Source organism: Bacillus sp. 05T22 (assembly GCF_056396765.1).
The window spans coordinates 81004-105790 of the sequence record NZ_JBFTMC010000004.1; the positions used below are offsets into that span (position 1 = coordinate 81004).

Below are 24787 nucleotides of genomic sequence, written 5' to 3' on the forward strand. Positions count from 1 at the left end.
TCTCATAAATGTTACAAAAGTCTTTCAACCGTATTATTTCTTTTCTGATGCAATGGGAAGAGTAAACCAAAATTCACATCCCTGTTTCCCATCTGAACGATCTTGAACACCAATTTCTCCTTTGTGTATTTCAACTAGTGATTTCGCAATGGCGAGTCCAAGTCCAGACCCTCCAGATTGTGAACTTCTTGATGGGTCTGTTCTGAAAAAACGTTCAAATATACGTAATTGATCATCGTAAGAAATCCCTTCCCCTTCATCACGCAAGGTGAATGTAACTTGCTGTTTCTGTTTATTTCCCTCTACAATTAACTCGATTGTTCCAAATGTAGGGGAATGCCGAATCGCATTATGTAACAAATTACTAATAACCCGCACTATTTTACATGGCATAATCCAAAGTCGTGGCAATGTATCCGAAACGTGCAATTGCAAATCGATACTTTTGTCCTTCAATAAGATCGCATGGGAATCTAGTACTTCTAATAGAATGCTGTCCACATGTGTTAAACTGGGGTGAAAGGCTCCTTGTCCAAGTTCTAACTTAGAAAGCTCAAACAAATTATTAATTAATCCACTTAATCTTTGAATTTCGTTTAGGATTGTCGTTAGATACTGCATTTTCATATTAGGATCTTCAATTAAACCATCTTGTAACGCCTCTATCATCAATTGTATGCTAGCCATAGGGGTTCGTAAGTCATGGGAAATATTCGCAATTAGTTCTGTACGTGCTTTTTCTCCTTGTTCTAACTTAGTAAAGCTTTCTTCTAATTTTTTAGCCATTTGTTGAAAAGCTGTCGCTAATTCTTTAAACTCTTCTGGTTCTTTCCCGATTATATACATCGTTTCAAAGTGCCTATCACTAAATTGTTTCGTTAATGCAATTAAATTTTGAATAGATCTCATAATAGGACGTGTCATTAACCAGTAAATAATCGTTGAAAGAATCATTGCTACCATCACAATTCCTATTAATAATTTTGTTTGTTCCGGTCTAAGTAACATTCGCCTTTCACTGTACCAAATAAAAATTAACATGATACTTGTACTTAATAGATTCATCAATAACAATTGATTACGTAATTTCATGCTTGACTTCCTTCCTCTGGCTCAAAACGATAACCAATACCCCAAACTGTATGAATCCAACGGTTCTTTGTTGTATGCTTCTCCAATTTTTCACGTAGACGACTCATTAATACAGTTACTGCATTTGTGCACCCTTCATACTCAAAATTCCATATCTGTTCCAAAAGTTGAGATCGTGAAAATACTTGTTTTGGATGTTTTGCCATTAGATAAAGCACCTCAAATTCTTTCACTGTTAACTCAATTTCATGTCCACAAACAAATACACGTCTTTTCGTTGGATCAATCTTCAAATCTAGGAACTCTATCATTTCTGATACAGGTTCTTTCTCTTGTATCGTTGCTTGATTTCCTCTTCTTAATATAATTTGCACCCTTAATACTAATTCACGAGGTGAAAACGGCTTTGTCACATAATCATCCGCGCCCATTGTTAATCCTAAAATCCGATCTCTTTCTTCTCCTCTAGCGGTTAACATAATAATAGGGACATTAGAGTATTGGCGAATTTCCTCACATAATTCCCAGCCATCCTTTTTCGGCATCATCAAATCTAAAATAATTAAATCTGGTTGATATTGCTGAAATGCATTCCAACCTTCTGTTCCGTTTACAGCGGTGTATACTTCATATCCTTCTCTTTCCAAGTACCGTTTACATATTTCTCGGATATTATCTTCATCTTCTATGATTACAATTCTTTTTTTCATACATTAACTCTCCTCTGTTCCTTATAAAAACTGCGATAACAGCACACTAAATAAAGTGAAACTTTAATCAGTGGGGGATCTTACTGCCCGTTAATGCGGGATAAAAATACATGATTTTTATTATACTTTTACGAAATAATGCTGATATAAATAGCCTTCCTAAGATATTTCTCGCTTCTTACCATCTTTAAAGAATGTTAAAAATAAAAATGGAGTTGCACATAATTTTTATATCACATTAACAATTCTGTTTATATAACTATAAAAATCATCTGAGTTACGCTATACACAACAGTCCATCCTATTTGTAATCTCACTTGAATAGAAGTAGCTTTTTCAAACGCTATATGAAGTTCAAATTCCCATATTAAATTAATTCCGTTTCTCTAACGCTATTTTCAATCCTTTTTGAAATTGTTCGATATCAGGATTAATTCAAAATACTTCCTCCATTGAAATGAGCTTGTTTAGTAAAATATTAATCTTTCCATACTTGTATATCTTTGCTTTCAATTTCCTCATCTTTCTAATCCTCCTAATGTTCCTGTAGCAAGTTGTGTAACGAATTATAATTAAACACATTTTAATGTAGTTTAACACACAATCATTTCTCCATTAATCTAAATTTACTTTATTTCAATTAAATTTAACACATTGAAAGAAATAACATAATTGTATGCAACAGAAAAGATATCTTTAGCCTTGATATTATTCAATTTCTTTATTTTTAGGAATCGATCTTGTTGTTCCTATAATGTCTTTTTATATGAATACGTTACAATTAATTACTGATATAATGAAATATTGCTACATTTACATTTACTCAATTACTAACACCTCCTATCACCGGAATATATATACAGATAGGCAGATAGATTCAATCAAAAATTGATTATACTGGGGTTATCTCTTTGTTCTTCATCTGAATCTTTATTTGAATTTACCAATCATATATGGGGATTATTTCTTTCCAAAGCATTAGGTGGCATGAGTGCGGCATGTATGATGCTAGCGAGATTCTGGTGCGAGAAATTTATAAAGCCTTGACATACTGATACTATCAATCTAAAAAAGGACATGATCAGTATGAAAAAGAAAAATTGATTTACAGAATCAACCTGTCCAAACTAGAAAGAATTCATCCATCAATTGTTTGCACTTATATCATCAAATATAATTCCGCTAGAAATATATGCGCTATTTTCGCTTTGCATTAGAGCCTAAAAAGGCCCCTAATACTAGAGGCCTTCCTTCGTTATTTTTCACTTTTCTCGTTTTCTTCCACTACTTGCACAACAGGCTTCTCAATCACCGCCTGCTGCACAGCACCTTTTCCAGCAAAACTTTCTAATAGTTCTTTTAAATCAATACCAGAAGAAGCTTTTAATGTTTCTTGCATCGTTGCCATTAGATCAGTCGCATATCCTGCCACTTTTCCAGCTCCGCTGTTTTTGCCACCGCCGCCTGTATCCACAACAGTAATCTTATCAATGTTACTAAGTGGGCTTGCAATTTCTTTTGCGTAGCTTGGAAGCATTTTAAGAACCATATCCATAATTGCCGCTTGCCCATATAATTCGAACGCTTCCGCAATTTTTTGCTTCGCTTCCGCTTCTGCTAAACCTTTTAACCTAATAACATCCGCTTCCGCTGTACCTTGCGCTTTTTGAACTTCTGCTTTTGCTTGCCCTTGTGCCTTTTCAATTTCGGCTTTTGCTAAACCTTCTACACGCACCTCTTCCGCACGTGCTCTTGCCTCTGCTTCAATCTTATATTGATCTGCATCTGCTTTTTTTATTTGTTTTACTTTTTCCGCTTCCGCTGATTGTTCAACTGCATAACGATCTGCATCTGCTTTCTTCTTTACTTCCGCGTCGTATTGTTTTTCACGACGCGCAATTTCTTTTTCTTCTAATTCAATTTGCTTTTCACGCTCAATGATTTTAACGCGCATTTGCTCTTCTGTAACACCTTGTTGTGCTTTTGCTTGTTGTAATTCATAAGAAAGGTCCGCATCGGCACGTGCTTGCTCTTGCTCTCTCTTATATGATTGTACTTTTAATTCTTTATGCTTTTCAGCCTCAGCAATTTGTGCATCACGTTGATATTCAGCTTCTTTTGCTTCTTTCTCCGCACGAGCTTTTTCAATACGTGCTTCTTTTTCACGCTCTGCATTCGCAATTGTTGCATCACGTTTCACTGTTGCGATTTGCGGTTGACCTAAAGCATCTAAATAACCATTTTTATCCATGATTTCTTTAATCGTAAAGGAGACAATACGAAGCCCCATTTTCTTCAAATCTGTCGAAGCAACTTCATGTACTTTTTGTGCAAATTGCTCTCTATTACTATAAGCATCCTCCACTGTCATTGAAGATAAGAYAGCACGTAAATGGCCTTCTAATACTTCTTTCGCTTCAACTTTTAACTCTTCCGTTTCTTTCCCTAAATATTGTTCAGCTGCTGTAGATACTTCTTCAATTGTTGAACCTACTTTAATAATAGAAACACCATTTACCGTAACTGGCACCCCTTGCTTTGTATACGTATCACGTGTTCCAACTTCTAATTTATAGTTTAATAAACTAAGAAGTTCTGCTCGTTGCATAATTGGTACAACAAACGTACCGCCACCACGAATAATTTTAATTTTTTTACCATCATCTGTTGTGACAACGTTTTTCCCGTCACCAAGCCAGTTCCCTGTTACAATCAGCGCCTCATCAGGACCAACTGTACGATATTTTGTGATAAACACCAAAATAAGTAAAAGTAAGATTGCAAGTAATATACCACCGATAATTAATGGAATCATTCAAATTCCCCCTTATAACTTTGGTTTTTTTAAAGAATAAGCGATGTTCTGTACAAGCAAAACACCATCTTGAACTTCCTCAATCATGACCTCGGTTCCTTGTAAAATATCTTTCTTTCCAATTGTCTTAGCTGGTATCGCATTACTTCCAAATTGTGAAGAAACTAATACTTCTCCAAATCCTTCTTTCGGGATGGTAATAATCACTTCTCCTTTGCATCCAACAAATTCATCCATACGTTGCACTGTATTTTGTTCAGCTTCTGCAATTGGTTTTAAAATCAATATTTTCATTAGAAAAACTCCAATAAAAGATATGCCGAAAGAAAGACTAAAAATAACAATACTATTCCAAGTAAATAAATACTCTCCTATATAACTAAAACCACAGAGCATGGCAAAGAAACTGAGCAGCAACGTTACAATAGATGTAGATCCACCTCCGAAGCTAAATATGGATTCAAATATATCTCCAAAAAAGATGTAAATAACAGTAAGTACGGTAGCAATAATAAATCCATATAAATAAATTGTCTCAAGCGGATAACTCAACAATGTCATGCCTTATCCCCCTTTCATCATTACCTCTCTCTTTGTTATATGTATGCCTCACCTCTTTCAAATTATTTTTCCTAATTTTCAGTTATTTAATCTTTAAAGAAAAACCTGTACGACAGGCTGCTTAAAAAAGAACASGAGGAGCCTATGGTGACAGGCTCCTCCTAGAAAATAACCGTTATATTGTATATTTATATAATATACTATTTTACATAAAAAGTAAAGTTATATAAATATTTCTACTTCAATTTTTTCCCTTTTATTACACATGAATGAATATTCTATTAATAAAAAACCCCTTAAAAAAGGGGTCACGCCATTCTCTCACCCGATTCTTCTTTAAAGAAGCTCTTCATTGCGTGGAATACATCAGCCTTTTGCTTTAAGATATAATATCTAAAATTCTCATCTTTAATATTTTTATAGGCTGACATAAGCGTACTGTGACGATTATACTGATTTACTTCCCCATACCCAAACATATTACATACCTTCATCAATTCTTGCACAAGCTTCACACACCGAGCATTATCTGATGTTAAGTTATCTCCATCTGAAAAATGAAATGGATAAATATTATAGCGTTCCGGTGAATACTTGCCATCTATAAGCTCAAGTGCTTTTCTATAAACAGAGGAACAGATTGTTCCACCACTTTCTCCTTTTGAGAAAAACTCTTCTTCTGTCACGACCTTCGCTTCTGTGTGATGCGCAATAAACTCTATATCTACCGTTTCGTACTTTGTACGTAAGAATCTTGTCATCCAAAAGAAGAAACTACGCGCCATATACTTTTCCCAAATCCCCATAGATCCACTCGTATCCATCATTGCTAATACGACAGCTTTGGAATCTGGCTTCAACACTTCATTCCATGTTCGGAACTTCAAATCTTCTTGACGAATTGGATGAAAAGCGGGCTTTCCATTCATCGCATTTCGTTTATAAGCTGATATCATCGTCCGTTTTTTATCAATATTTCCCCATAATCCTGTTTTTCTAATGTCATTAAATTCAATATGTTCAATACGATTTTCATCCATTTCTTTCCGCTTTAAATTAGGTAGCTCTAGCTCTTTAAAAAATACTTGCTCTAATTCTAAAATTGATACTTCTGCTTCATAATAATCTTCTCCAGCTGTATCCCCTGCACCTTGCCCTTTTCCTGGTCCTTTTTGCTTTTGACCACCTGACCCATCTCTTGCAACCACATCGCCAACTTTACTATCACCAGTTCCTTGCCCAACATGTTTATTCTTATCGTAGTTATATCTAATTTTATATTCATCTAAAGACCGAATTGGTATTTTTACAACGTCCCTACCATTAGACATCACGATATTTTCTTCTGTCACAAGGTCTGGTAAGTTATTCTTAATTGCCTCTTGCACCTTTTCTTGATGGCGTTTTTGATCGTCATGTCCTTTGCGATGGAGGGACCAGTTTTCCTGTGAAATTGTATAATTTGGTTGATTTTCTTCGCCCATCTTTTTCCCTCCTTACTGTAATTTTCCTTATTTTCTCTAATAAACAGTAATATACGAATTTGAGGTTATGATGTAGCAACAAGAATCGTTAAAAAGTATCTGTTCATTAGAACTTACTTTTTCCATAATCATAAGGCACCCATAGCTTTTTTACGTATTGCTCCGAACTTCCTTAACAAAAACTTTGACATTCACTTTAAATTGAAATTTCTTTAGCTGATAAGAAAGAAACACAATTCATTGTTGCACACTTTTCCACTCTGCAACATATTGTATTGTGTTGGCTTTTTCTATATGAATGGTTGGTTACTCTATCATATGCGTATTGTAAAAATAATTGACAATAAATTCATGAAATTGCACCTTAATTTATTATGTTTGGACAAGTCCATACATAAAACGAGGCGTTCACTAGTAAAATCCCATTACTTCAATTAGATATATAAATTCACTTTAGGATTTCGACATATAAGTCGCTCACGCGAAGAAGAAAAGGTGAATTCACTCGTTTTCTCTTTCTGTTCTTACTTGGCATGGGACAGGAAAAGGATTTGACCACTTCTATGCTTGGCTGAATCCTCGCTCCCAACTAAAAAGAATAGGGGTTATGGCGTTTTTTCAGCCTAAATTTACATAGATACAAAAACGCTGCCTCTGCTTTCATTAGAGACAGCGTTTTATTATCAAGCTATCGATTCAACAAGCTACCTACATAGCGAAGCAATTCATTTGCTGATGAAGAATTATAGCCATGTTCATCGATTAAGCGTGCTACAACATCATTAATTTTCTTCAGCTGATTTTCATCTGGTGTTTTCGTGGATGTTGTAATTTTCACAATATCTTTCAAATCAGCAAATAATTTTTTCTGGATTGCTTCGCGAAGGCGTTCATGTGAGTTATAATCAAAACGTTTTCCTTTACGAGCATAAGCAGAAATGCGTATTAAAATTTCTTCTCGGAACGCTTTCTTTGCATTTTCTGAAATACCAATTTGCTCTTCAATAGAACGCATCAGCTTTTCATCTGGACTCATTTCTTCACCTGTTAATGGATCACGTAATTTTGATTTATTGCAATATGCCTCAACGTTATCTAAGTAATTATCCATAAGCGTCTTAGCTGATTCTTCATACGAATACACGAATGCTTTTTGTACTTCTTTCTTGGCAATTTCATCGTACTCTTTCCGTGCTAATGAAATGAAATTCATATAGCGCTCCCGATCTTCATTACTAATAGATGGATGTTGATCTAACCCATCTTTTAATGAACGTAACACATCAAGCGCATTAATCGATGGTACTTCTTTTCTAATAATAGTAGAAGAAATACGGTTAATGACATAACGCGGATCAATACCACTCATACCTTCATCCTGATATTCACGCTGCAATTCCTCTACATCAATTGCATTGTAACCTTCTACCATTTCTCCGTCATACAAACGCATCTTTTTAATTAAATCAATATCCGGGCGCTTCGGATCCTTCAAGCGTGTTAAAATCGTGAACATTGCTGCGACGCGAAGTGTGTGCGGTGCAATGTGTACATTGGCAACATCGCTTTCATGAATCATCTTTTCATAAATATGTTCTTCTTCACTCACTCGTAAATTATATGGAACCGGCATTACAATAATCCTTGAATGTAACGCCTCATTCTTCTTGTTAGAAATAAAGGAGCGATACTCTGTTTCATTCGTATGGGCTACAATTAATTCATCTGCTGAAATAAGTGCAAATCTCCCCGCTTTGAAATTCCCCTCTTGTGTAAGAGATAATAGATGCCATAAAAATTTCTCATCACATTTTAACATCTCTTGAAATTCCATCATACCACGGTTTGCTTTATTTAACTCTCCATCAAAACGGTATGCACGTGGATCTGACTCTGAACCATATTCTGCAATTGTAGAAAAATCAATACTCCCTGTTAAATCTGCAATATCCTGTGATTTTGGATCTGAAGGACTAAATGTACCAATTCCTGTCCGGCGATCTTCCGAGAAGAAAATACGTTCTACAATTACATCTTCAATTCTTCCACCATATTCTTTTTCTAAACGCATCACATTTAATGGTGACAAATTCCCTTCAATTCTTACGCTATATTCATCGTAAAAGTCATCACGTAAATGATGTGGTATTAAATGAAGAGGATCTTCATGCATCGGACAACCTTTTATCGCAAAAATAGCTCCTCGATCTGTACGCGAGTATGTCTCTAATCCCCGTTTTAACATAGTGACTAACGTTGATTTCCCACCACTCACTGGTCCCATTAATAATAAAATCCGTTTTCTAACATCTAAACGTTTCGCAGACGGATGAAAATATTCTTCTACAAGGCGCTCTAATGCTTCTTCTAATCCAAATAGCCGATTGCTAAAAAAATTATATTTTTTTCTACCCTCTACTTCTTCAATGCCAGCATCTTTAATCATATTGTAAATGCGAGAGTGTGCAGTTTGAGCCACCCATGGTCGTTCTTTAACAAGCTCCAAATATTCCGCAAACGTACCTTCCCATTGTAAACGTTCTTCTGCTTCTCGATGCTGTTCAATTTTCTTTAGAATATCCATTATAGCTCCTCCCCCATCTCCTTGTTCAATCGGATTATTATAAAAGGTATGCGAGGATGTCCTTAAACATTCTTTAAATCAAAATGAAATCTTCTACAAACATTATAAATTTTATCCCAAAGTTAAAAGAAAATTCGGTATAATGAAAATACCGGGGAACTTGTTCTCCATTCTTACAGGATATATCTTCTTTACTTCCATAGAATCTACATAAACTTCAGATCAAAATTATTTTAAATAAAATATGAAGAAGGAGGTCCCACATGAAATTATTATTAATTTTAGGTGTCTCACTTACATTTCTTACTGCAATTTTCACTTCAGGATATAATGATAAACCAGGTACAAACAAAAAGTGATGGGCCTAAGCCCATCACTTTTTGTTTGCTATTACATTTAAATTTTAATATACAATCTCTAAATCTAAACCTGGATAATTTTGTTGGCGGAATGCCTCATAAATTAAAAGCGCTGCTGTATTGGATAAATTTAAAGAACGTACTTTGTCAGTCATTGGAATACGTAAACAATGATCGAAGTTTTCTTCAATTACGTTTGCTGGCAATCCGTTTGTTTCTCTTCCAAATACAAAATAATAATCTTTCTCTACCTTACTATAATCAAACGCTGTATGTGCTTTTTCACCATACTTTGTTAAATAGAAGAATTCACCGTCTTTATTTTTTTCATAAAACTCTTCAATCGAATCATAATACGTAATTTTTACGTGCTGCCAGTAGTCAAGACCGGCACGTTTTAACATTTTATCATCCGTTGAAAATCCAAGTGGTCGAATTAAATGTAATTCTGTTCCAGTGGCTGCACAAGTACGTGCAATGTTCCCTGTATTTGCTGGAATTTCTGGTTGATATAAAACAACATGTACTCCCACGTTATATTCACCTCAATCTTTTGTCTACTACGTATTATACCACTTGAGTGAAAAATCTCTACCCATTAATAATATGAAAAAATTTATATTTCATTTGTGGTGTATATTTACTGGAATCTTCATAATTCCAATAACGCCTGCGGCTATTAGCAGAATGGGCATTTACAAGCGGCATGCCGTCCGCATCTTTGGCTACAACTATTGTTGTATGATTCCATCTACCATCATCTTCAAAATCATAAACAATTACATCACCAAGTAGAAGGTCTTCCGGATTTTCTACCGCTTTAGCACGAAGTCCTGTTGTAGCCCCTGATAAATACCAATAAAATGAATGAGCAACTGCCCAGCTCCAGCTCCACTGATTCTCCCTTTGCCACCATCCTTTACGAATGTTAGGATACCCAGTCATTGGTGTTTCACCAATATGCAGACACTGTGAAATAAAATTCGTACAATTATCAGGAAAATTACGATACGCCGGGTTTCGATCATCCCACCAACGCTCCGCATATTTGACAGCTTCTAAGCGATTATATTGATACGAATCATACTTTCCTTTCGTTATCTCACGCTCTAACATTTCCCCTTGGACCTTTTCTTCTTTCACTGTAATATCTTTATCTTCTACAATACGCCCATCTTTCAGATAAACACGCCGTTCTAATTGTTCTTCTTCCATGTAGAATAATTCATGATGATGAACTAAATATTTCAAATGAACTTGATAATCTACTTCTTGATATTGCTTACTATTCCATTGTCTTATAAAAGATACGTCTGCTGTTGCCTTTACAATTTCAGCATCACGTTTTTGAAACAAATTTCTTTTTCGCTGTAATACTTGTAGTAAATCAGCAGGAATCTTATCGACACCTACACGTTTATTTGTAATATACGCTAAAAATTGTTGCATCTGTTGTTCAAGCTGTTTCTTTACCAACATAGGCCTCTCCCCCCCATATTACACAATATGAAAAAAAGAGGTATTATCTACTGTTTTTTCTCAGCTAACATTTCAAGACCACGATTCATTTCATGAAGAACTTCTTCATCCTTTTCACGTTCCATCGCCTTTTCAATCGCTTCTCCTACACCTTCACCACCAATTTTCCCTAGAGCCCATGCTGCTGTCCCACGAATTACGGGTCTTGGATCATCTTTCATAACACTAATTAAATCCGGAGTTGCTGTGGTTTCCTTGAAATGAGCAAGGGCTAAAATTGCATTTCGTTGCAATGGTTTTTTCCCGCGCCATGACCCCGACATAATACCGTATTTTTCTTTGAAATCTCGGTTACTTATCGTTAATAATGGCGTTAACAGTGGTTTCACAAGCTCTGGATCGGGTTCCATTTCTGGATGATTATGAAAATCCTTCCCTCTGTTCTTTGGACAAACTGTTTGGCACGTATCACATCCGTAAATACGGTTTCCAATTTTATCCCGATATTCTTCTGGAAGAAATCCTTTTGTTTGTGTTAAAAAAGCAATACATTTTTTTGAATCTAATTGTCCTCCTTGTACAAGTGCACCAGTTGGACAAATATCAATACACTTTGTACAGCTTCCGCACTGGTCTTCTATTGGTTGATCCGGTGGGAATGGTACATTCGTAATCATTTCTCCTAAATACACATAAGAGCCAAATTCTGGCGTAATAATGGAACAGTTTTTACCACTCCATCCAATACCAGCACGCTCTGAAACAGCACGATCACTCAATTCTCCCGTATCTACCATTGATTTCACTTCTATATCAGGAAGCTTCTCAATTAAATACGCCTCTAATTTTTGCAAGCGATCCCGCAAAACAAGATGATAATCTTGTCCCCAAGATGCCCGGCAAAAAATACCACGTCTTTCTCCTCGTTTACTTAACGGTGCATTTTTCAACTYTGATGGATACGCTAATGCAATTGCAATAATTGATTTTGCTCCCGGCAATAGTAACTGTGGATTTGTTCTTTTTTCAATATCAGGTTCTTCAAAACCAGACTGATAATTTAATTGTTGCTGCTGAATTAAACGCTGTTTTAATTCTTCAAATGGTGAGGCACTCGCAAAGCCTATTTTATCTATTCCAATTGTTTTACTATACGCTATAACATCTTGCTTTAATTGCTCAAAATTCATGCTTTGCCTCCTTCTACGATGAATACATATCCTCATCAAACAAGTAATCACCTACTGATGGTTAGCAATCCACTTCGTAATCATAGTCCTTAATTCTATTTTCGCATAAAATCTTCATTTCCAAACATTAAAAAACGCAATGCCTCGTTTATCCTAGAAACGAAACACTGCGTTGATCACAATTTATTATGAGAATATGAAATAATATCTGGAGCGGGTGAAGAGAATCGAACTCTCGACCAGAGCTTGGAAGGCTCTTGTTTTACCACTAAACTACACCCGCAAATATGAAAAAACATAAGATATTGAAATAACTTATGTAAAATAGTATAGCATGTAATAAAAGCCCAAGCAAGAATTTTATCGAAAAAAGTCGAAAAGTGATGAATAATCATCACTTTTTCAATTCTTTATCGATTGCCTTTTTCATACTATCATAATCAGGATTTGAAAGATTCCCATTTACATATACTGAAGGAGCACCTTGTACTTTTAATTTTTGTGCACGATCGTAATCCTTACGTACTTTGTCTTGGGTTTCTTTGCTATGTAAATCTTTTTTAAACTGTTCTATATTAACTTTCGGAAGTTTTTCCTTCACTATATTAAGAAGCAGTTCTTCTGTAATCCATTCTTCAGTATCTTTCTTCTGAATTTGATAAATTTCATCATAAAATGTCCAGAAAGATTCTGAGTCTTGTTTATAAATCGCTTCACCAGCCGCTGCACCTAAATTAGAATCTTTTCCAACAAACGGAAAATTAATGAAATAAAACTGGACTTTCCCTTTATTAATATACTCCTCTTTTAAACGAGGTAATACTGTCGTATCCCAAGTTCGACAAGCTGGACATTTAAAATCCCCAAATTCAACAACCTTAACGGGTGCATCTTCCTTACCTAAAGATTGCTGCGTGGAATAAGCAAACATTTCATTCCCTTTATCTTTTTTGTCATTTATGATACTGTACGCAACTGTTCCAATTACAATTAACACTGCAATAGAAAAAACAATACCAAGAGCCATGATTTTATTTGATGATTTCATATACATTCCTCTTTAAATTCATATTCTGTATACATTGTTGTACACATTACACATGATATCAATACTTTTATACATCATGCAATGAACACGCTCACATAATTTCCGAAAACACAACAAATGTGTCAATATTGTGTCTCTTCTTTGGCAGTCTTATTCAAAAAAAAGTGAAGTTCCCCTATGGAACTTCACTTTTAACTTACCGCTTTTTCACGAGCTACTTTTTGCAATGAATGCTGAGTTAAAATGTCATGACGAATTACTAATTTTTCACTAATTGCTTGCACATATTCATCATGACTAATATATCCTTCTCGTTCCATTAATTTCAAAACAACATTTCGTCTTTCTACTGCTTTGTCATAATTTTGAGCAGGAGAATAATAAGCAGGAGCTTTCACAACAGCAGCCATCATTGCACTCTCACTTAATGTTAATTGATTTACCGTTTTGCCAAAGTATAGCTTGGATGCTTTTTCAATCCCCCATGCACCTTCTCCGTAATAAATATTGCTTACATATAATTTCAAAATCTCACCTTTAGTAAATGTTCGCTCAATTTTTTTTGTATAAAAAACTTCTTTCCATTTACGAGAAAATGTACGTTCATTAGATAAAAAAGCATTTTTGGAAAGCTGCTGTGTAATTGTACTTCCGCCCTGTACAATACCACCAGCTTTTATATTTTCAATAGAAGCTCGAACAATTGCTATATAGTCTAAGCCGTTATGGTGATAAAACCTTTTATCTTCTGTCGCAATAAATGCGTGAGCCAGAGATTCTGGTACCTCTAATTTAGCAGGTACATGTAGCTTACTAATATCACTTCTTTCAATCATTACATTTCCTATGAATAATAATGTACAACTAAGTAGTAATAATAAAATAATAGCTTTATAAAGAAACTTTGTAATTGGATTGAATGAAACTTTTTGATGATAGTTAACTTTAGATAGTACTCGTTCTTTCATTATGCACACCTCTTTTCCTTACAACCATATAATCTTTACATTAAGAATACTGTTTCTCAAAGCAATCCCCAATTGATTTCTCTTACACTTACCTTACAATGTTGTAAGCTATAAAATACATATTCTAGCAGAAAAAGTAGCAAACTTCTATATACATTCAACTTAAAAAATGACATAATCCTCTTCTTTTTAGTTGGGAGAGAGAATCTGATCATGTATAGAAGCGGTCAGTACTTTTTTTATCCCCATGTCACGTGCAAACAAAGAGAGTTTGTTTGCATAGCCGCGACTTATATATTTGGAAATCAAAATGGATATATATATTCAGATGAATCGCTTTAAAAATCACATATCCATCCTTCTTCTATTATATCACCTGGCATATTTTCAGATTTAGCTGGTTCCCCCCTAAAATTTTTCTACAGCATTTCTAAAGAAATTAATACAATAATACAATTTGAGCAATATAAACATATTACCAAACAAACGTTCCTGTAATCAATATGTATTTACTATATATATCCTACTACCTTACCTAGTTTCACCGATTACACATCATACTAGACACTTTTACTTACATAATATAAGAAAAGAGACCTTCTGTTATAAATAACAAAAGGTCTCTTTTTTATATATTATTCACCTAAATCAACATTGTGGTACACTTGTTGAACATCTTCTAAATCTTCCAATGCATCAATCATTTTTTCAAATTGTACTTGTGCATCTTCTGGAAGTGTTAAATCATTTTGTGCAAGCATTGTTAGCTCAGCAACTGTAAATTCAGTAATACCAGCATCCTTAAGCGCTGCTTGTACCGAATGGAACTGATCAGGTTCAGCATAAACGATAACTGCTTCCTCTTCTTCTAGAATATCACGCGCGTCTACATCTGCTTCCATTAATATTTCAAGCACTTCATCTGCTGTTTTTCCTTCAAGCCCAATAACAGCAGTCGCATCAAACATATATGCTACTGATCCATTCACACCCATGTTACCGCTATTTTTACTAAATGCAGCGCGTACATCTGCTGCAGTACGATTCACGTTATTTGTAAGTGTATCTACAATTACCATTGATCCGTTTGGTCCAAATCCTTCATAACGAAGTTCGTCATAGTTTTCTTCTGAACCACCTTTTGCTTTTTCAATTGCACGGTCAATAATTGTTTTTGGTACACTGTACGTCTTTGCACGCTCTAATACCACTTTTAAAGCTTGGTTTGATTCTGGATCTGGTTCACCCTGTTTTGCCGCTACATAAATCTCACGTCCAAATTTAGCGTATACGCGGCTTGTATTTGCATCTTTTGATGCTTTTTTTTCTTTAATATTATTCCATTTACGGCCCATACTGTTCCACTCTCTTTCACGTTTAAATCTACATAAAAATATTAATATGAAATACAATGTTTATTCAACACTTTTTCAAAATAAATACAAAAAGTTCATTATTGATTCGCATTACTGACATAATATAAATCAATATAATTTTGTTCATTCACCAAATTATATTATACCTTAAATTCATAATTCATTACGAATTTAACACTCAAATAACATGATTTGACAATGTACATGAAAAAAGCCTCCTAAAATGGAAGCCTACTTTTACAACCCATTATTTTGGTTCTGAAAGGTCTCCAGATTTCGTTAATAATCTAGCAATTCATCTCCAAATTTATTTAATACAAAGTGCGTTTCCTCATAATGCGCATGATTTGGTTCATCGGACTCTCGGACTCACTGCCGATTACGATGCACGGTTTTAATGCGTGGTGCGAACGGTGAGAACTGCTCGTAGTGTTAACTTTTGTTCAGTTAGTACCAATAACGGAATGACTGATACTATAAGAGATTTTCTTTGTATTTATAGCAATACGTAAATAAGACCGCCTCTTTTACAAGAACGGTCGTACAAAAAACATTTGCTGGAGGTTGCTACGAATAGCTTAAGATATCTTCTTTAGTTATTGTGGACAAGAATTTTTACGTTTATTCGCAAAAAAAGCACTCCTTACCGAAGTAAGAAGCGCTTAATATGTACGATATAATCAATCCGAAGACAAATAAAAAAGACGATTACTCGTCTTTTTTATACCGATGGTCGGGGTCGAACCGACACTCCCGAAGGAACACGATTTTGAGTCGGTTTTTTCCGTTATATCATTATTTATTATCATTTCTTTACAGTTATATTAAGTAATTCTACAAGTAATTGCAGGGTATTACAGTTAGCCTGTTCACACGACTACTATATACTTTACAGTATAATTCTAGCAGGCGAGATTTTCAATATATTTTTTCTACTATTATATAATCACCCTTCTCCTTATACATCTGTTTCTAATGTAAGTTGATAAGTGTTGGAAGCTTTTCCCTGCCCCACTGTAACAGACAGTAAACCATGTTCTTTCAGTCCTTTTATCGCCTTAGATGTTGTATTACGGTTAGCCCTTAAATAGTCCTGTAACTGGTTATATGATAATTTCACTGGTACTTTATCTGCCTCTAATTCTTTCATAATGTATAGTAACAATAGTTCCGTTTTATCTAAGTTTGTTTGTTTAAATAATTCCAACTGCAATTCCCTTCCCTTGTTCTGTCATTTAACACTCATACTAATAGTGCTTTACATTTCATATAGTACATATGAATTACTATAAAAGCAATAAAAACTTCCTCTTAACTTGTGTTGGTACATATTAAAAAGACTTATGCGTAATTCACATAAGTCTCACTTTTGTTACTCATAATTAATTACTCTTCATCGTCATAATCGCATAAGCTATCAAGCAGTTCTGTAAAAGACGAACAAACAGGATAAACTGCTTTTTCCATTTCTTCTTCCTCATGTTCCCAAAATACAACCGTTGGTGCTTCGGGATTATTTCGATAATCAAAGCATAAGAAGTTTCCATACGGGTCTGTGGCAAACGGATATACTTTATCTACTAATCTGCCTTTTATGCCTTCATACACCCGAAGAATGGAGTACCTACTTTCTGAATCTAAAGTTAATAGGTAACTGAATGAACCTCCATCTTGTCCCTGTATATCAAATACTTTTGGATGCGGGTACCCTCCATCATATTGTTTCACACATTCAATAAAGTCGTTAGGAAATTTAATACCCAAATACTGTTCTAATTTCTGAATTTGTTCATCCGTAATTTTCTTTTCACTTACATCAAACCATGTAATATTGTTCATATGTAATCCTCCTTATTAAAGAAGGGCTGTTTTCAATGCTTCTTCTAGCATTGTATTGAAATTATTATATGTTTTCATCACTGTTCCCGATGGTTTATCAAGTTCTAAGTAAGTACCGTCAGATAAGTTTTTACAAAACCACGCAATACTTGAATCTCCAAAGAAAAGATACTCTTTTTGAAATTCATTTTCATACCAAATCTCATTCGTATCTATAAATCCACAAATTGGTTCGTTTCTTTCTGTTTCTAGTAAAGAAGGATCAACTCCATAAATAACTAGTCCACCAAAATCTAAACCATTTACGTTTTTAAGAAACTCCTCAAATTCAATCGATAAATCAACATTAAATTTCTCTTTCACGTGTTCTCTTAATCTATGAACTTCAGTATCTGTTGCTGGTGTGTTCAAATTAAAGTTAACACTTTTCAGTATATCTCCAATTTCTAAAACCAGATTTTTCCACATATAAAAACCTCTTTCTAAGTTTATTTATTCTCCCTTAGGATAGATGTTATATTTTGGTATAGGCCAACTTATGTCTGTACTATCGCCATCTTGTAAGTGTCTAGTTAATGTACGTTGTGTATTAGTTATAGCTTTATGATATGGGTGATTTTGTATTAAAGTTAAATTTTCAAATGCGTTTGTTCCTCCGTCGTCTAAAGGAAGGTTATGATGTACTTGCCACCCTACTGGAGGTCTTCCTTTTTTCATTAATTCTATATTACCATCTGTTATTCCCGCTTTCTTAAGTTCAGTAAGCTTAACAGGGTCATTTACCAAGGATTTAAGAAACTCTTGTCTTATCCTGCTATCAAAAGCTTTCCTAAGTTGTTCAAATTCTTCTCTAGGTCTCTTAGTATACGTAATGTCATCAACTCTGACGTCTTTAAGAGGTACATCTTTTCCGTATAATTTGCCAACAAAAACGTCTCCGTCCGTAGTACTTTTAGTATATTGATAAGGCGATAGTTTAAGTATCAACAAAGCTGGATTTTAAAGAATTTCCCCCAACACCAGCATAAGCAAAGCGGTTTCCAGTGTTCAACTTAAAATTATTTAATGTATTTAACGCATTTCTATACGTAGCAGAATTAGTTATGAACGACTTTCCTTTTGTAAAGCCTGTAACGGCTGCTATTCTCCCTACTTGTCCTGCTTTACTAAGACCTTTATCACCCAGAAACCCCAGCCCCAACGATGCTACACCATAAGCTACATAATGTTCTCTGCTTTCCAAATCCCCATTCCAAAAATTATTTATAAACGAATCTGAAAAAGTATTCCACATTGCAGGAAAAGTTTCATCATAGTTTATAATCGCATCTCGCATATTCAACCAGGTTTCTTTATCGCCTAAAGCTACGAACCCTTCCCATGCATCTTCAGCACCATCTACAAAACCAGTAGAAATACCAGTCCATGCGGCATTCAAATCCTTTTTTTCTTTATCCCAAGCTTTTTCGAGGTCAGATTTCGGAAGAAGCTTGCCACACATTGCCCCTTCTTCAATTGAATTGTCCGCTTTACGTGCCCTCTCTTCTTCTATCGCTTGAATAGACGTTGCCCATTCCATATTCAACCCTTGTGTACTAAATGTACCACTTGCAGGAATAAAACCTTTTCCGTTTTGGACTTCCGCTAAACCCGTCGCAATACTAGCAGCTAGTTGAAGTGCTGTATCATAGTTACTACTAGAAGTATAATTAAATTCATGTAGATGTTCTAACTTTTCTTGCAGTTTCCGTTTCATCATATCAAAAATACCCATCATTGCTTGCATACCTGGAAGGACATTACTAATTCCTTCAATACCTGCTTTTGTTTGGTCAATCCCTTGGATTTGTTCTAATATTTCTTGTTCAATRACATCAGTTGAAGCTACCTTTGATTGAAATTGACTTGGAAAGGCATCATTCTGACGGATTAATTCTTCACATAAGTAAATGATTCCTTGTGCTAAAGGACGAAAGGTTTGTACAAAAAATGATTTTGCACTGCTATATGTTTGTCCTTGTAGAACAGTATCAATTGTAAAAGCGTCAATCGACTGAATGGCTTGTTCCATGCCTTGAATGGTAGCGGTACATACAGCGTTCATGCTTTGAGTTTGGTTCTGTACTTCTCCCAAATACATATTTAAACTCATGCATTGGTCCCCCTTGCTAATTGTTGTTGCTGATAGGAAAGGTCGTTTTCTAAATCACTAAGGTCTCGTTTCTCTTTAAGCAACGTTTCTTTTTGATTTTCCAATTCGAATGTGAGTTTTCGTTCCATTTGTTGTGCATCTTGACGCATATCCATAAAAAACAGTGACATTTCTCTATCTCCATGCCAAGTTCCTAAAATACGGTCAAACAAACGATGGTTTTGATTTTTCCATACATGAAAATCTTCTTCTGCTTGTCCCTGTGTTTGAATCGCAGATTGATTTCGATTCTGTTCTTCAAATACACTTCGTAATTTTTGATTTAATTGATTAATTTGTTTTTCAATATCTTGACTCATCTTTTTCCTCCTATCGTTTTACTTTATATAGGTTATTACATTAGCGAAAAGTATTTTGAAGTTCTTTATCCATTCTCTCAAACTCGTTAGCTACCGAATGAATATTATCAGCCGCTTGTTGAAAAGCAGCAGAAAATTGTTTTGTTAAATCTAAAACTTGTTGATTCGCTTCTTGTGCTTTGGAGTTAACAGATAGTGTTGTACGCGTCGCCTTTATTATAGAACGACTTGTTGCACTTTGGATTGTATCCGAAGCATTCCTCATTTGAGTAGCGATTTGTTGTGCCACTTGAAAATTACTTTGAAATTTTCCCATCGCTTAAATCCTTTCTAGTTCCATATTCATCAAGAAAATTATATCATGTTAAATCATTCTACTGTTCCAAATATTTGAAATTACTAACAGGGAGAACGAATGCGATTAGTTATATACTTGAAAATAAAATTGTTAAACAAATGTTGAGAAATATAGAAATTTTATTTTTATTAAATCTTATTCTTGTTATCATTTAATGTAAGACTATTCAGAAAAGGAAGGGATTATATGCACGTTCCAGTGAAGGGGAATGAAAAGGTTACAAGGTTACTTAATGACTGGTATCAATCAATGTTACAACAACAACTTTCAAAAGTAACAAACTTAAAACAAGAACTTGATGAATATATTAACATTTTAAAGACTGAAGAAAACACAGAACTACAAAACCGAAATTTATTATTATACTACTCTTTGCTAGATTTCCGTTTCAAAACACTTACCGATAGATTCAGTATCACAAAAAATAGTTTTGATGAAATTGATTCTTTTGAAACTCCGACTGATGGTTTCTTAGCTTATTATTATCATTTTTATAAAGCTGTACATTTCATGATACTTACTGACTATAACGAGGCACAAAATCATTATGAAAAAGCTGAATCTCTTTTGAAATATGTTTCCAATGAAATCGAACAAGCTGAATTTCAATCTAAGTTAGCCTTGTTTTACCATAACACCTACGAACCACTTTTAGCTATTCGTTATGCAACTACTTCAAAAGATATCTTCTCTAAATACCAAGGTTATGAAAGTAATGCAGCTTCTTGTGAAAATACAATTGGAATGAGTTGTGTATCTCTAAAACAATTTGAACAAGCCGAGGAACATTTAAATTCTGCATTAAACTTATTATATAAGAATAACGAAGAAACATTAATTTCATTAGTCCGTCACAATTTGGGTTGGTTATATTCAAGTCAAAACCTTTCTGAATCAGCTATTCGTCACTTATCAGAAGTAACAGAGAAAATCCCTAATCATTTCAAAGCTATTTTTCTACAAGCTAGAGAATATTCTAAGTTAGGTGAAACAAATATTGCTTCTGACTTTGTTGAAAAAGGTTTAAAAATTTGTTTAAACCTAGAGAATGAAGAATACACACATCACTTTACCATTTTAAAAGCACTAAATAACAATGCTTCTATTGAAGAATTAAAAAGAGTAACTATTGCAGGTATCTCCTATTTCAAAAGAGAAGCACTTTGGGATTATGTAGAAGAATATGCAGAACTGTTAGCAACTAGATTACATACTGTGTGTGACTACCAAACATCTAGTGACTATTTCTGTTTAGGTCTTGAAGCAAGAACAAAATTATTAGCTAAAGGGGCGTTAAAATAATGAAAAAGCTTGGTTTAATGGTAATGAGTTTAGCTACTACAGGTCTTATGTCTTTCGGATTAAGTATCAATCCAGAAACACAACAAACTGCACAGGCAGATAACATTAATAAGTTACAATCAACGCATGGAGAAGGTTGGTCACCTCAAAGACCTGATTTAGCATTAAATATAGGTGACACTTGGTCTCCATCTTACGCACATGGAGATACTGGTATTGCAAGTAATAAAGCTGAAGATGACACGCCTGCACCTGCTTACACACACGGACAACCTTGGGGTGTAGCTGATGGTAACACTGGTTCTCCTGCTTATGACCATGGAAGACCCCCTGCACCTACGAATACGCATGGTGAAACAATAATTTAATTAATAAAAAGAACGTCCTTCTCTAAAGGTGACGTTCTTTTTTATCGGAATTTAACCATGAAAGGACTGAACAGAGAGAATGTTCAATGGATTAACAATTGATACAATTAGTAAGCTTCCACCTGCGTTCACTGCGATTATAACTACCCTTATAGGTCTACTTATAACGGCTGTACTATATAGTGCTAATCAACTTGTAATAGCGGCAACAACTAAGGAAATTGATAAATTGTATTTAAATAAAGCCACACAAGTAAAATTAAAATTTTGGAATGTGATTTTATCTACACTCTTAGGTGCTATTTTCTATCTATTTGCTGCTGTAGTCTTCAATATTGGTTTTTACGACGACCTCAACAAAATGTGGAGTAAAAGCGAAAGAGTATGGTACATCAGAGGAACTATAATTATTAATGTGATTCTATTATTTTTACTATATTTTCTGTTTTTGTTTTCTCTGCATAAAAACAAGAAGTTTAATATTGTTTTTAAGACCTTAATTTTCCTTTTATTTAGTTTTGAGTCGATTTTTCAAACTTTGGGTCACCTGCTGTAACAGGTGACTTTTTTCTTTGTCTAAACTTTTTATACGTACCGTTTATTAAGCACTTTTAACGGTGAAAATTCTTTATGTCTTTCTCTTACATCAGTACCGAATAGATTTACATACGTTTTAACAATCTCCATGTTGGTGTGTCCTAATATAGCTTGTAATTCAAAGATATTCGCCCCTTGTTGAACACTTAATTTCGCAAACGTATGACGAAAGGTATGTGGACTACAACGCACATCTTTTATTTGTGCCATGTTGCCATATATGGATATTCGTTGTTGTATTCCTCTTCTAGTAAGCCGTGTACCATCAACAGTGACGAATAAAGCATCACTTTCAACATAACCTCGAATCGCAATATATTTTTTCAACTGGTTTTTCATATCCCTTTGTATAGGCACTTGCCGTTCTCGATAGCTTTTAGCATTACGAATTACGAGTAAACTATCTTCCCAGCGAGTATCCTTTACTGATAGCCCTACCAGTTCATTTACACGTATTCCCGTTTCAAGCATTAACATCATAATTGTGTAATCCCTAACGCCAGTAAACGTCCTTAAATTAGGCTGACGAAACAATTTATTAAGCTGTTCCTTTGAAAAAGTGGGAATGATTCGTTTTCTGTCTTTCAACAACTTAATGTTTTCCATTAGATTTCTAGGAATGTGCTTCTGTTTGTATAAGAAGTTGTAGAAAGCACGTAATGCACGTAAACGAGTGTTAATAGAAACTACCTTAATTCCCCTATAATTTTTCATGTAAAGTATTACGTTTTCTTTAACATGTTCTTCTGTCATGTTGTAAGGCTTTAGAATAGAAGCGTCTATTTCTTGTTCTGTTAATAAATTTAGAAAAGCTTGTAACTCATTTAAATAATATTTAATGGTAAACGGTCTAAGATTTCTTAATTCACAGTCCTTCACAAACAAAGTGATAGCTTCATCAAACGTTTCAACATAAGATTTACTTTGTTTTTTAATAACAGCTAATTCACTTTCATCTAAAGTGTTTTTTCTTCTAGCCAAAAGTTAACCACCTTTCTTTACCTGTGAACACGACCAATGAATACGATTTTAAAAGTGGATTTTGCAGTAAAAAACATCTCTGAAAACACAAAAAAACGCCTTCCTACAAACTGTAGAAAGACGTTTTAAACGTTGCTATTACTTAATTCTTCTGTAATTCCCGATAAACATTTAACGATACCGATGGTCGGGGTCGAACCGACACTCCCGAAGGAACACGATTTTGAGTCGTGCGCGTCTGCCAATTCCGCCACATCGGCATAATAAGAAAGGCGGCAACCGGATTTGAACCGGTGGTAAAGGTTTTGCAGACCTCTGCCTTACCACTTGGCTATGCCGCCATATTAAATTAATTTGGAGCGGAAGACGGGATTCGAACCCGCGACCCCAACCTTGGCAAGGTTGTATTCTACCACTGAACTACTTCCGCAAAAATGGCTGGGCTAGCTGGATTCGAACCAGCGCATGACGGAGTCAAAGTCCGTTGCCTTACCGCTTGGCTATAGCCCACCGAAGTTTTAATTCATTATATGCAAGTATTAACTACTTTATTTACAAATGTTAAAAAATGAAAATGGGGCGACTGATGGGAATCGAACCCACGAATGCCGGAGCCACAATCCGGTGCGTTAACCACTTCGCCACAACCGCCATGTTATGTTTTGGCAGGGGTAGTAGGAATTGAACCCACACTGGAGGTTTTGGAGACCTCTGTTCTACCTTTAAACTATACCCCTATATAAAATGTAAATGGTGGAGGGGGGCAGATTCGAACTGCCGAACCCGAAGGAGCGGATTTACAGTCCGCCGCGTTTAGCCACTTCGCTACCCCTCCGAAACTTACATGGTGCCGGCTAGAGGACTTGAACCCCCAACCTACTGATTACAAGTCAGTTGCTCTACCAATTGAGCTAAGCCGGCATATTTAGTTAAAATGGTGGCTCGGGACGGAATCGAACCGCCGACACGAGGATTTTCAGTCCTCTGCTCTACCGACTGAGCTACCGAGCCAGAAATAAATGGCGGTCCCGACCGGGGTCGAACCGGCGATCTCCTGCGTGACAGGCAGGCATGTTAACCACTACACCACGGGACCATTTGGTTGCGGGGACAGGATTTGAACCTGCGACCTTCGGGTTATGAGCCCGACGAGCTACCGAACTGC

21 protein-coding genes, 11 tRNA genes and 1 pseudogene are annotated in these 24787 nt (G+C 35.1%); 2 read left to right on the top strand and 31 right to left on the bottom strand.

The genetic code is table 11. From position 1 onward, the window contains the following. Positions 1–33: 33 nt before the first annotated feature. The 20 genes and pseudogenes from AC1DIT_RS02645 to AC1DIT_RS02740 form a co-directional block, all read right to left on the bottom strand. A complete protein-coding gene (locus AC1DIT_RS02645; protein ID WP_016113024.1) occupies positions 34–1092 on the bottom strand; it encodes a sensor histidine kinase in 1059 nt (352 codons plus the stop codon). Further along, positions 1089–1802 (bottom strand): response regulator transcription factor, encoded by a 714-nt coding sequence (locus tag AC1DIT_RS02650; RefSeq protein ID WP_016113023.1) that lies wholly within the window; start codon positions 1800–1802, stop codon positions 1089–1091. Before AC1DIT_RS02650 ends, AC1DIT_RS02645 begins: the two co-directional genes overlap by 4 nt. 1255 nt (positions 1803–3057) lie before the next feature. Next, positions 3058–4617: a flotillin family protein gene (locus AC1DIT_RS02655; protein ID WP_476998046.1), complete on the bottom strand. Its 1560-nt coding sequence runs from the start codon at positions 4615–4617 to the stop codon at positions 3058–3060. 12 nt (positions 4618–4629) lie between these two features. Beyond that, the gene (locus tag AC1DIT_RS02660; protein ID WP_016113021.1) at positions 4630–5178 is read right to left on the bottom strand and encodes an NfeD family membrane protein; all 549 of its coding nucleotides are present in this window, start codon (positions 5176–5178) and stop codon (positions 4630–4632) included. 308 nt (positions 5179–5486) lie between these two features. Next, positions 5487–6662 carry a sporulation protein YhbH gene (gene yhbH, locus AC1DIT_RS02665; protein WP_016113020.1) on the bottom strand — a complete coding sequence of 392 codons (1176 nt, stop codon included), beginning with the start codon at positions 6660–6662 and terminating at the stop codon, positions 5487–5489. 688 nt (positions 6663–7350) lie between these two features. After that, the gene (locus tag AC1DIT_RS02670) at positions 7351–9246 is read right to left on the bottom strand and encodes a PrkA family serine protein kinase (protein ID WP_016113019.1); all 1896 of its coding nucleotides are present in this window, start codon (positions 9244–9246) and stop codon (positions 7351–7353) included. 403 nt (positions 9247–9649) lie between these two features. After that, positions 9650–10138 carry a tRNA (uridine(34)/cytosine(34)/5-carboxymethylaminomethyluridine(34)-2'-O)-methyltransferase TrmL gene (trmL, locus tag AC1DIT_RS02675; protein ID WP_016113018.1) on the bottom strand — a complete coding sequence of 163 codons (489 nt, stop codon included), beginning with the start codon at positions 10136–10138 and terminating at the stop codon, positions 9650–9652. Positions 10139–10196: 58 nt separating this feature from the next. After that, positions 10197–11084: an amidase domain-containing protein gene (locus AC1DIT_RS02680; protein ID WP_016113017.1), complete on the bottom strand. Its 888-nt coding sequence runs from the start codon at positions 11082–11084 to the stop codon at positions 10197–10199. A gap of 47 nt (positions 11085–11131) precedes the next feature. Next, positions 11132–12274 (bottom strand): tRNA epoxyqueuosine(34) reductase QueG, encoded by a 1143-nt coding sequence (queG, locus tag AC1DIT_RS02685; RefSeq protein ID WP_476998047.1) that lies wholly within the window; start codon positions 12272–12274, stop codon positions 11132–11134. A gap of 209 nt (positions 12275–12483) precedes the next feature. Continuing rightward, positions 12484–12557: transfer RNA gene (locus AC1DIT_RS02690), tRNA-Gly, on the bottom strand. A 111-nt stretch (positions 12558–12668) separates the two neighbouring features. After that, complete coding sequence (locus AC1DIT_RS02695; protein ID WP_016132538.1) at positions 12669–13322, bottom strand: DsbA family protein; 654 nt, start codon at positions 13320–13322, stop codon at positions 12669–12671. A gap of 191 nt (positions 13323–13513) precedes the next feature. After that, the gene (locus AC1DIT_RS02700; RefSeq protein WP_016113014.1) at positions 13514–14290 is read right to left on the bottom strand and encodes a transglycosylase domain-containing protein; all 777 of its coding nucleotides are present in this window, start codon (positions 14288–14290) and stop codon (positions 13514–13516) included. A 635-nt stretch (positions 14291–14925) separates the two neighbouring features. Further along, positions 14926–15645 carry a YebC/PmpR family DNA-binding transcriptional regulator gene (locus AC1DIT_RS02705; RefSeq protein ID WP_016113013.1) on the bottom strand — a complete coding sequence of 240 codons (720 nt, stop codon included), beginning with the start codon at positions 15643–15645 and terminating at the stop codon, positions 14926–14928. A 979-nt stretch (positions 15646–16624) separates the two neighbouring features. Next, positions 16625–16873 carry a winged helix-turn-helix domain-containing protein gene (locus AC1DIT_RS02710; protein WP_033670992.1) on the bottom strand — a complete coding sequence of 83 codons (249 nt, stop codon included), beginning with the start codon at positions 16871–16873 and terminating at the stop codon, positions 16625–16627. 179 nt (positions 16874–17052) lie between these two features. Further along, on the bottom strand, positions 17053–17505 hold the full coding sequence (locus tag AC1DIT_RS02715; RefSeq protein ID WP_016113011.1) for an SMI1/KNR4 family protein: 453 nt from the start codon (positions 17503–17505) through the stop codon (positions 17053–17055). A 15-nt stretch (positions 17506–17520) separates the two neighbouring features. Next, the gene (locus tag AC1DIT_RS02720; RefSeq protein ID WP_016113010.1) at positions 17521–17973 is read right to left on the bottom strand and encodes a YrhA family protein; all 453 of its coding nucleotides are present in this window, start codon (positions 17971–17973) and stop codon (positions 17521–17523) included. 24 nt (positions 17974–17997) lie between these two features. Next, positions 17998–18492, bottom strand: a complete 495-nt coding sequence (locus tag AC1DIT_RS02725) for an HNH endonuclease family protein (protein ID WP_016113009.1) — start codon at positions 18490–18492, stop codon at positions 17998–18000. 157 nt (positions 18493–18649) lie between these two features. Next, a pseudogene (locus AC1DIT_RS02730) lies at positions 18650–19657 on the bottom strand (T7SS effector LXG polymorphic toxin); the annotation flags it as partial. Next, positions 19654–20016, bottom strand: a complete 363-nt coding sequence (locus tag AC1DIT_RS02735) for a DUF3958 family protein (protein ID WP_016113007.1) — start codon at positions 20014–20016, stop codon at positions 19654–19656. The pseudogene AC1DIT_RS02730 and the gene AC1DIT_RS02735, both read right to left, overlap by 4 nt. 40 nt (positions 20017–20056) lie before the next feature. Then, the gene (locus tag AC1DIT_RS02740; RefSeq protein ID WP_016113006.1) at positions 20057–20332 is read right to left on the bottom strand and encodes a TIGR04197 family type VII secretion effector; all 276 of its coding nucleotides are present in this window, start codon (positions 20330–20332) and stop codon (positions 20057–20059) included. A gap of 228 nt (positions 20333–20560) precedes the next feature. On the opposite strand from AC1DIT_RS02740, the gene AC1DIT_RS02745 reads away from it, so the two are divergent. Beyond that, positions 20561–21676, top strand: a complete 1116-nt coding sequence (locus tag AC1DIT_RS02745) for a response regulator aspartate phosphatase (RefSeq protein ID WP_016132537.1) — start codon at positions 20561–20563, stop codon at positions 21674–21676. Then, positions 21676–22044: a hypothetical protein gene (locus tag AC1DIT_RS02750; protein WP_016113004.1), complete on the top strand. Its 369-nt coding sequence runs from the start codon at positions 21676–21678 to the stop codon at positions 22042–22044. Before AC1DIT_RS02745 ends, AC1DIT_RS02750 begins: the two co-directional genes overlap by 1 nt. A gap of 585 nt (positions 22045–22629) precedes the next feature. On the opposite strand, the gene AC1DIT_RS02755 is transcribed toward AC1DIT_RS02750, so the two are convergent. The 11 genes from AC1DIT_RS02755 to AC1DIT_RS02805 form a co-directional block, all read right to left on the bottom strand. Then, positions 22630–23622 carry a tyrosine-type recombinase/integrase gene (locus AC1DIT_RS02755; protein WP_016132536.1) on the bottom strand — a complete coding sequence of 331 codons (993 nt, stop codon included), beginning with the start codon at positions 23620–23622 and terminating at the stop codon, positions 22630–22632. Positions 23623–23800: 178 nt separating this feature from the next. Continuing rightward, positions 23801–23882: transfer RNA gene (locus AC1DIT_RS02760), tRNA-Leu, on the bottom strand. Positions 23883–23892: 10 nt separating this feature from the next. Then, positions 23893–23963: transfer RNA gene (locus AC1DIT_RS02765), tRNA-Cys, on the bottom strand. A gap of 14 nt (positions 23964–23977) precedes the next feature. Beyond that, positions 23978–24052 (bottom strand) — tRNA-Gly (locus tag AC1DIT_RS02770). A 5-nt stretch (positions 24053–24057) separates the two neighbouring features. Then, positions 24058–24132: transfer RNA gene (locus AC1DIT_RS02775), tRNA-Gln, on the bottom strand. A 65-nt stretch (positions 24133–24197) separates the two neighbouring features. After that, positions 24198–24273, bottom strand: a tRNA-His gene (locus tag AC1DIT_RS02780). A gap of 12 nt (positions 24274–24285) precedes the next feature. After that, positions 24286–24359, bottom strand: a tRNA-Trp gene (locus AC1DIT_RS02785). Between the two features lie 14 nt (positions 24360–24373). Continuing rightward, positions 24374–24457: transfer RNA gene (locus AC1DIT_RS02790), tRNA-Tyr, on the bottom strand. A 10-nt stretch (positions 24458–24467) separates the two neighbouring features. Then, positions 24468–24543, bottom strand: a tRNA-Thr gene (locus AC1DIT_RS02795). A 14-nt stretch (positions 24544–24557) separates the two neighbouring features. Further along, positions 24558–24633 (bottom strand) — tRNA-Phe (locus AC1DIT_RS02800). Between the two features lie 9 nt (positions 24634–24642). Continuing rightward, a tRNA-Asp gene (locus AC1DIT_RS02805) sits at positions 24643–24718 on the bottom strand. Positions 24719–24787 lie beyond the last annotated feature (69 nt).

Coding starts and splice junctions, on each gene's coding strand:
- AC1DIT_RS02645 (WP_016113024.1), bottom strand. CDS start 1,092: ATGAAATTACGTAATCAATTGTTATTGATGAATCTATTAAGTACAAGT.
- AC1DIT_RS02650 (WP_016113023.1), bottom strand. CDS start 1,802: ATGAAAAAAAGAATTGTAATCATAGAAGATGAAGATAATATCCGAGAA.
- AC1DIT_RS02660 (WP_016113021.1), bottom strand. CDS start 5,178: ATGACATTGTTGAGTTATCCGCTTGAGACAATTTATTTATATGGATTT.
- yhbH (WP_016113020.1), bottom strand. CDS start 6,662: ATGGGCGAAGAAAATCAACCAAATTATACAATTTCACAGGAAAACTGG.
- AC1DIT_RS02670 (WP_016113019.1), bottom strand. CDS start 9,246: ATGGATATTCTAAAGAAAATTGAACAGCATCGAGAAGCAGAAGAACGT.
- AC1DIT_RS02680 (WP_016113017.1), bottom strand. CDS start 11,084: ATGTTGGTAAAGAAACAGCTTGAACAACAGATGCAACAATTTTTAGCG.
- AC1DIT_RS02695 (WP_016132538.1), bottom strand. CDS start 13,322: ATGAAATCATCAAATAAAATCATGGCTCTTGGTATTGTTTTTTCTATT.
- AC1DIT_RS02700 (WP_016113014.1), bottom strand. CDS start 14,290: ATGAAAGAACGAGTACTATCTAAAGTTAACTATCATCAAAAAGTTTCA.
- AC1DIT_RS02705 (WP_016113013.1), bottom strand. CDS start 15,645: ATGGGCCGTAAATGGAATAATATTAAAGAAAAAAAAGCATCAAAAGAT.
- AC1DIT_RS02715 (WP_016113011.1), bottom strand. CDS start 17,505: ATGAACAATATTACATGGTTTGATGTAAGTGAAAAGAAAATTACGGAT.
- AC1DIT_RS02720 (WP_016113010.1), bottom strand. CDS start 17,973: ATGTGGAAAAATCTGGTTTTAGAAATTGGAGATATACTGAAAAGTGTT.
- AC1DIT_RS02735 (WP_016113007.1), bottom strand. CDS start 20,016: ATGAGTCAAGATATTGAAAAACAAATTAATCAATTAAATCAAAAATTA.
- AC1DIT_RS02740 (WP_016113006.1), bottom strand. CDS start 20,332: ATGGGAAAATTTCAAAGTAATTTTCAAGTGGCACAACAAATCGCTACT.
- AC1DIT_RS02745 (WP_016132537.1), top strand. CDS start 20,561: ATGCACGTTCCAGTGAAGGGGAATGAAAAGGTTACAAGGTTACTTAAT.
- AC1DIT_RS02750 (WP_016113004.1), top strand. CDS start 21,676: ATGAAAAAGCTTGGTTTAATGGTAATGAGTTTAGCTACTACAGGTCTT.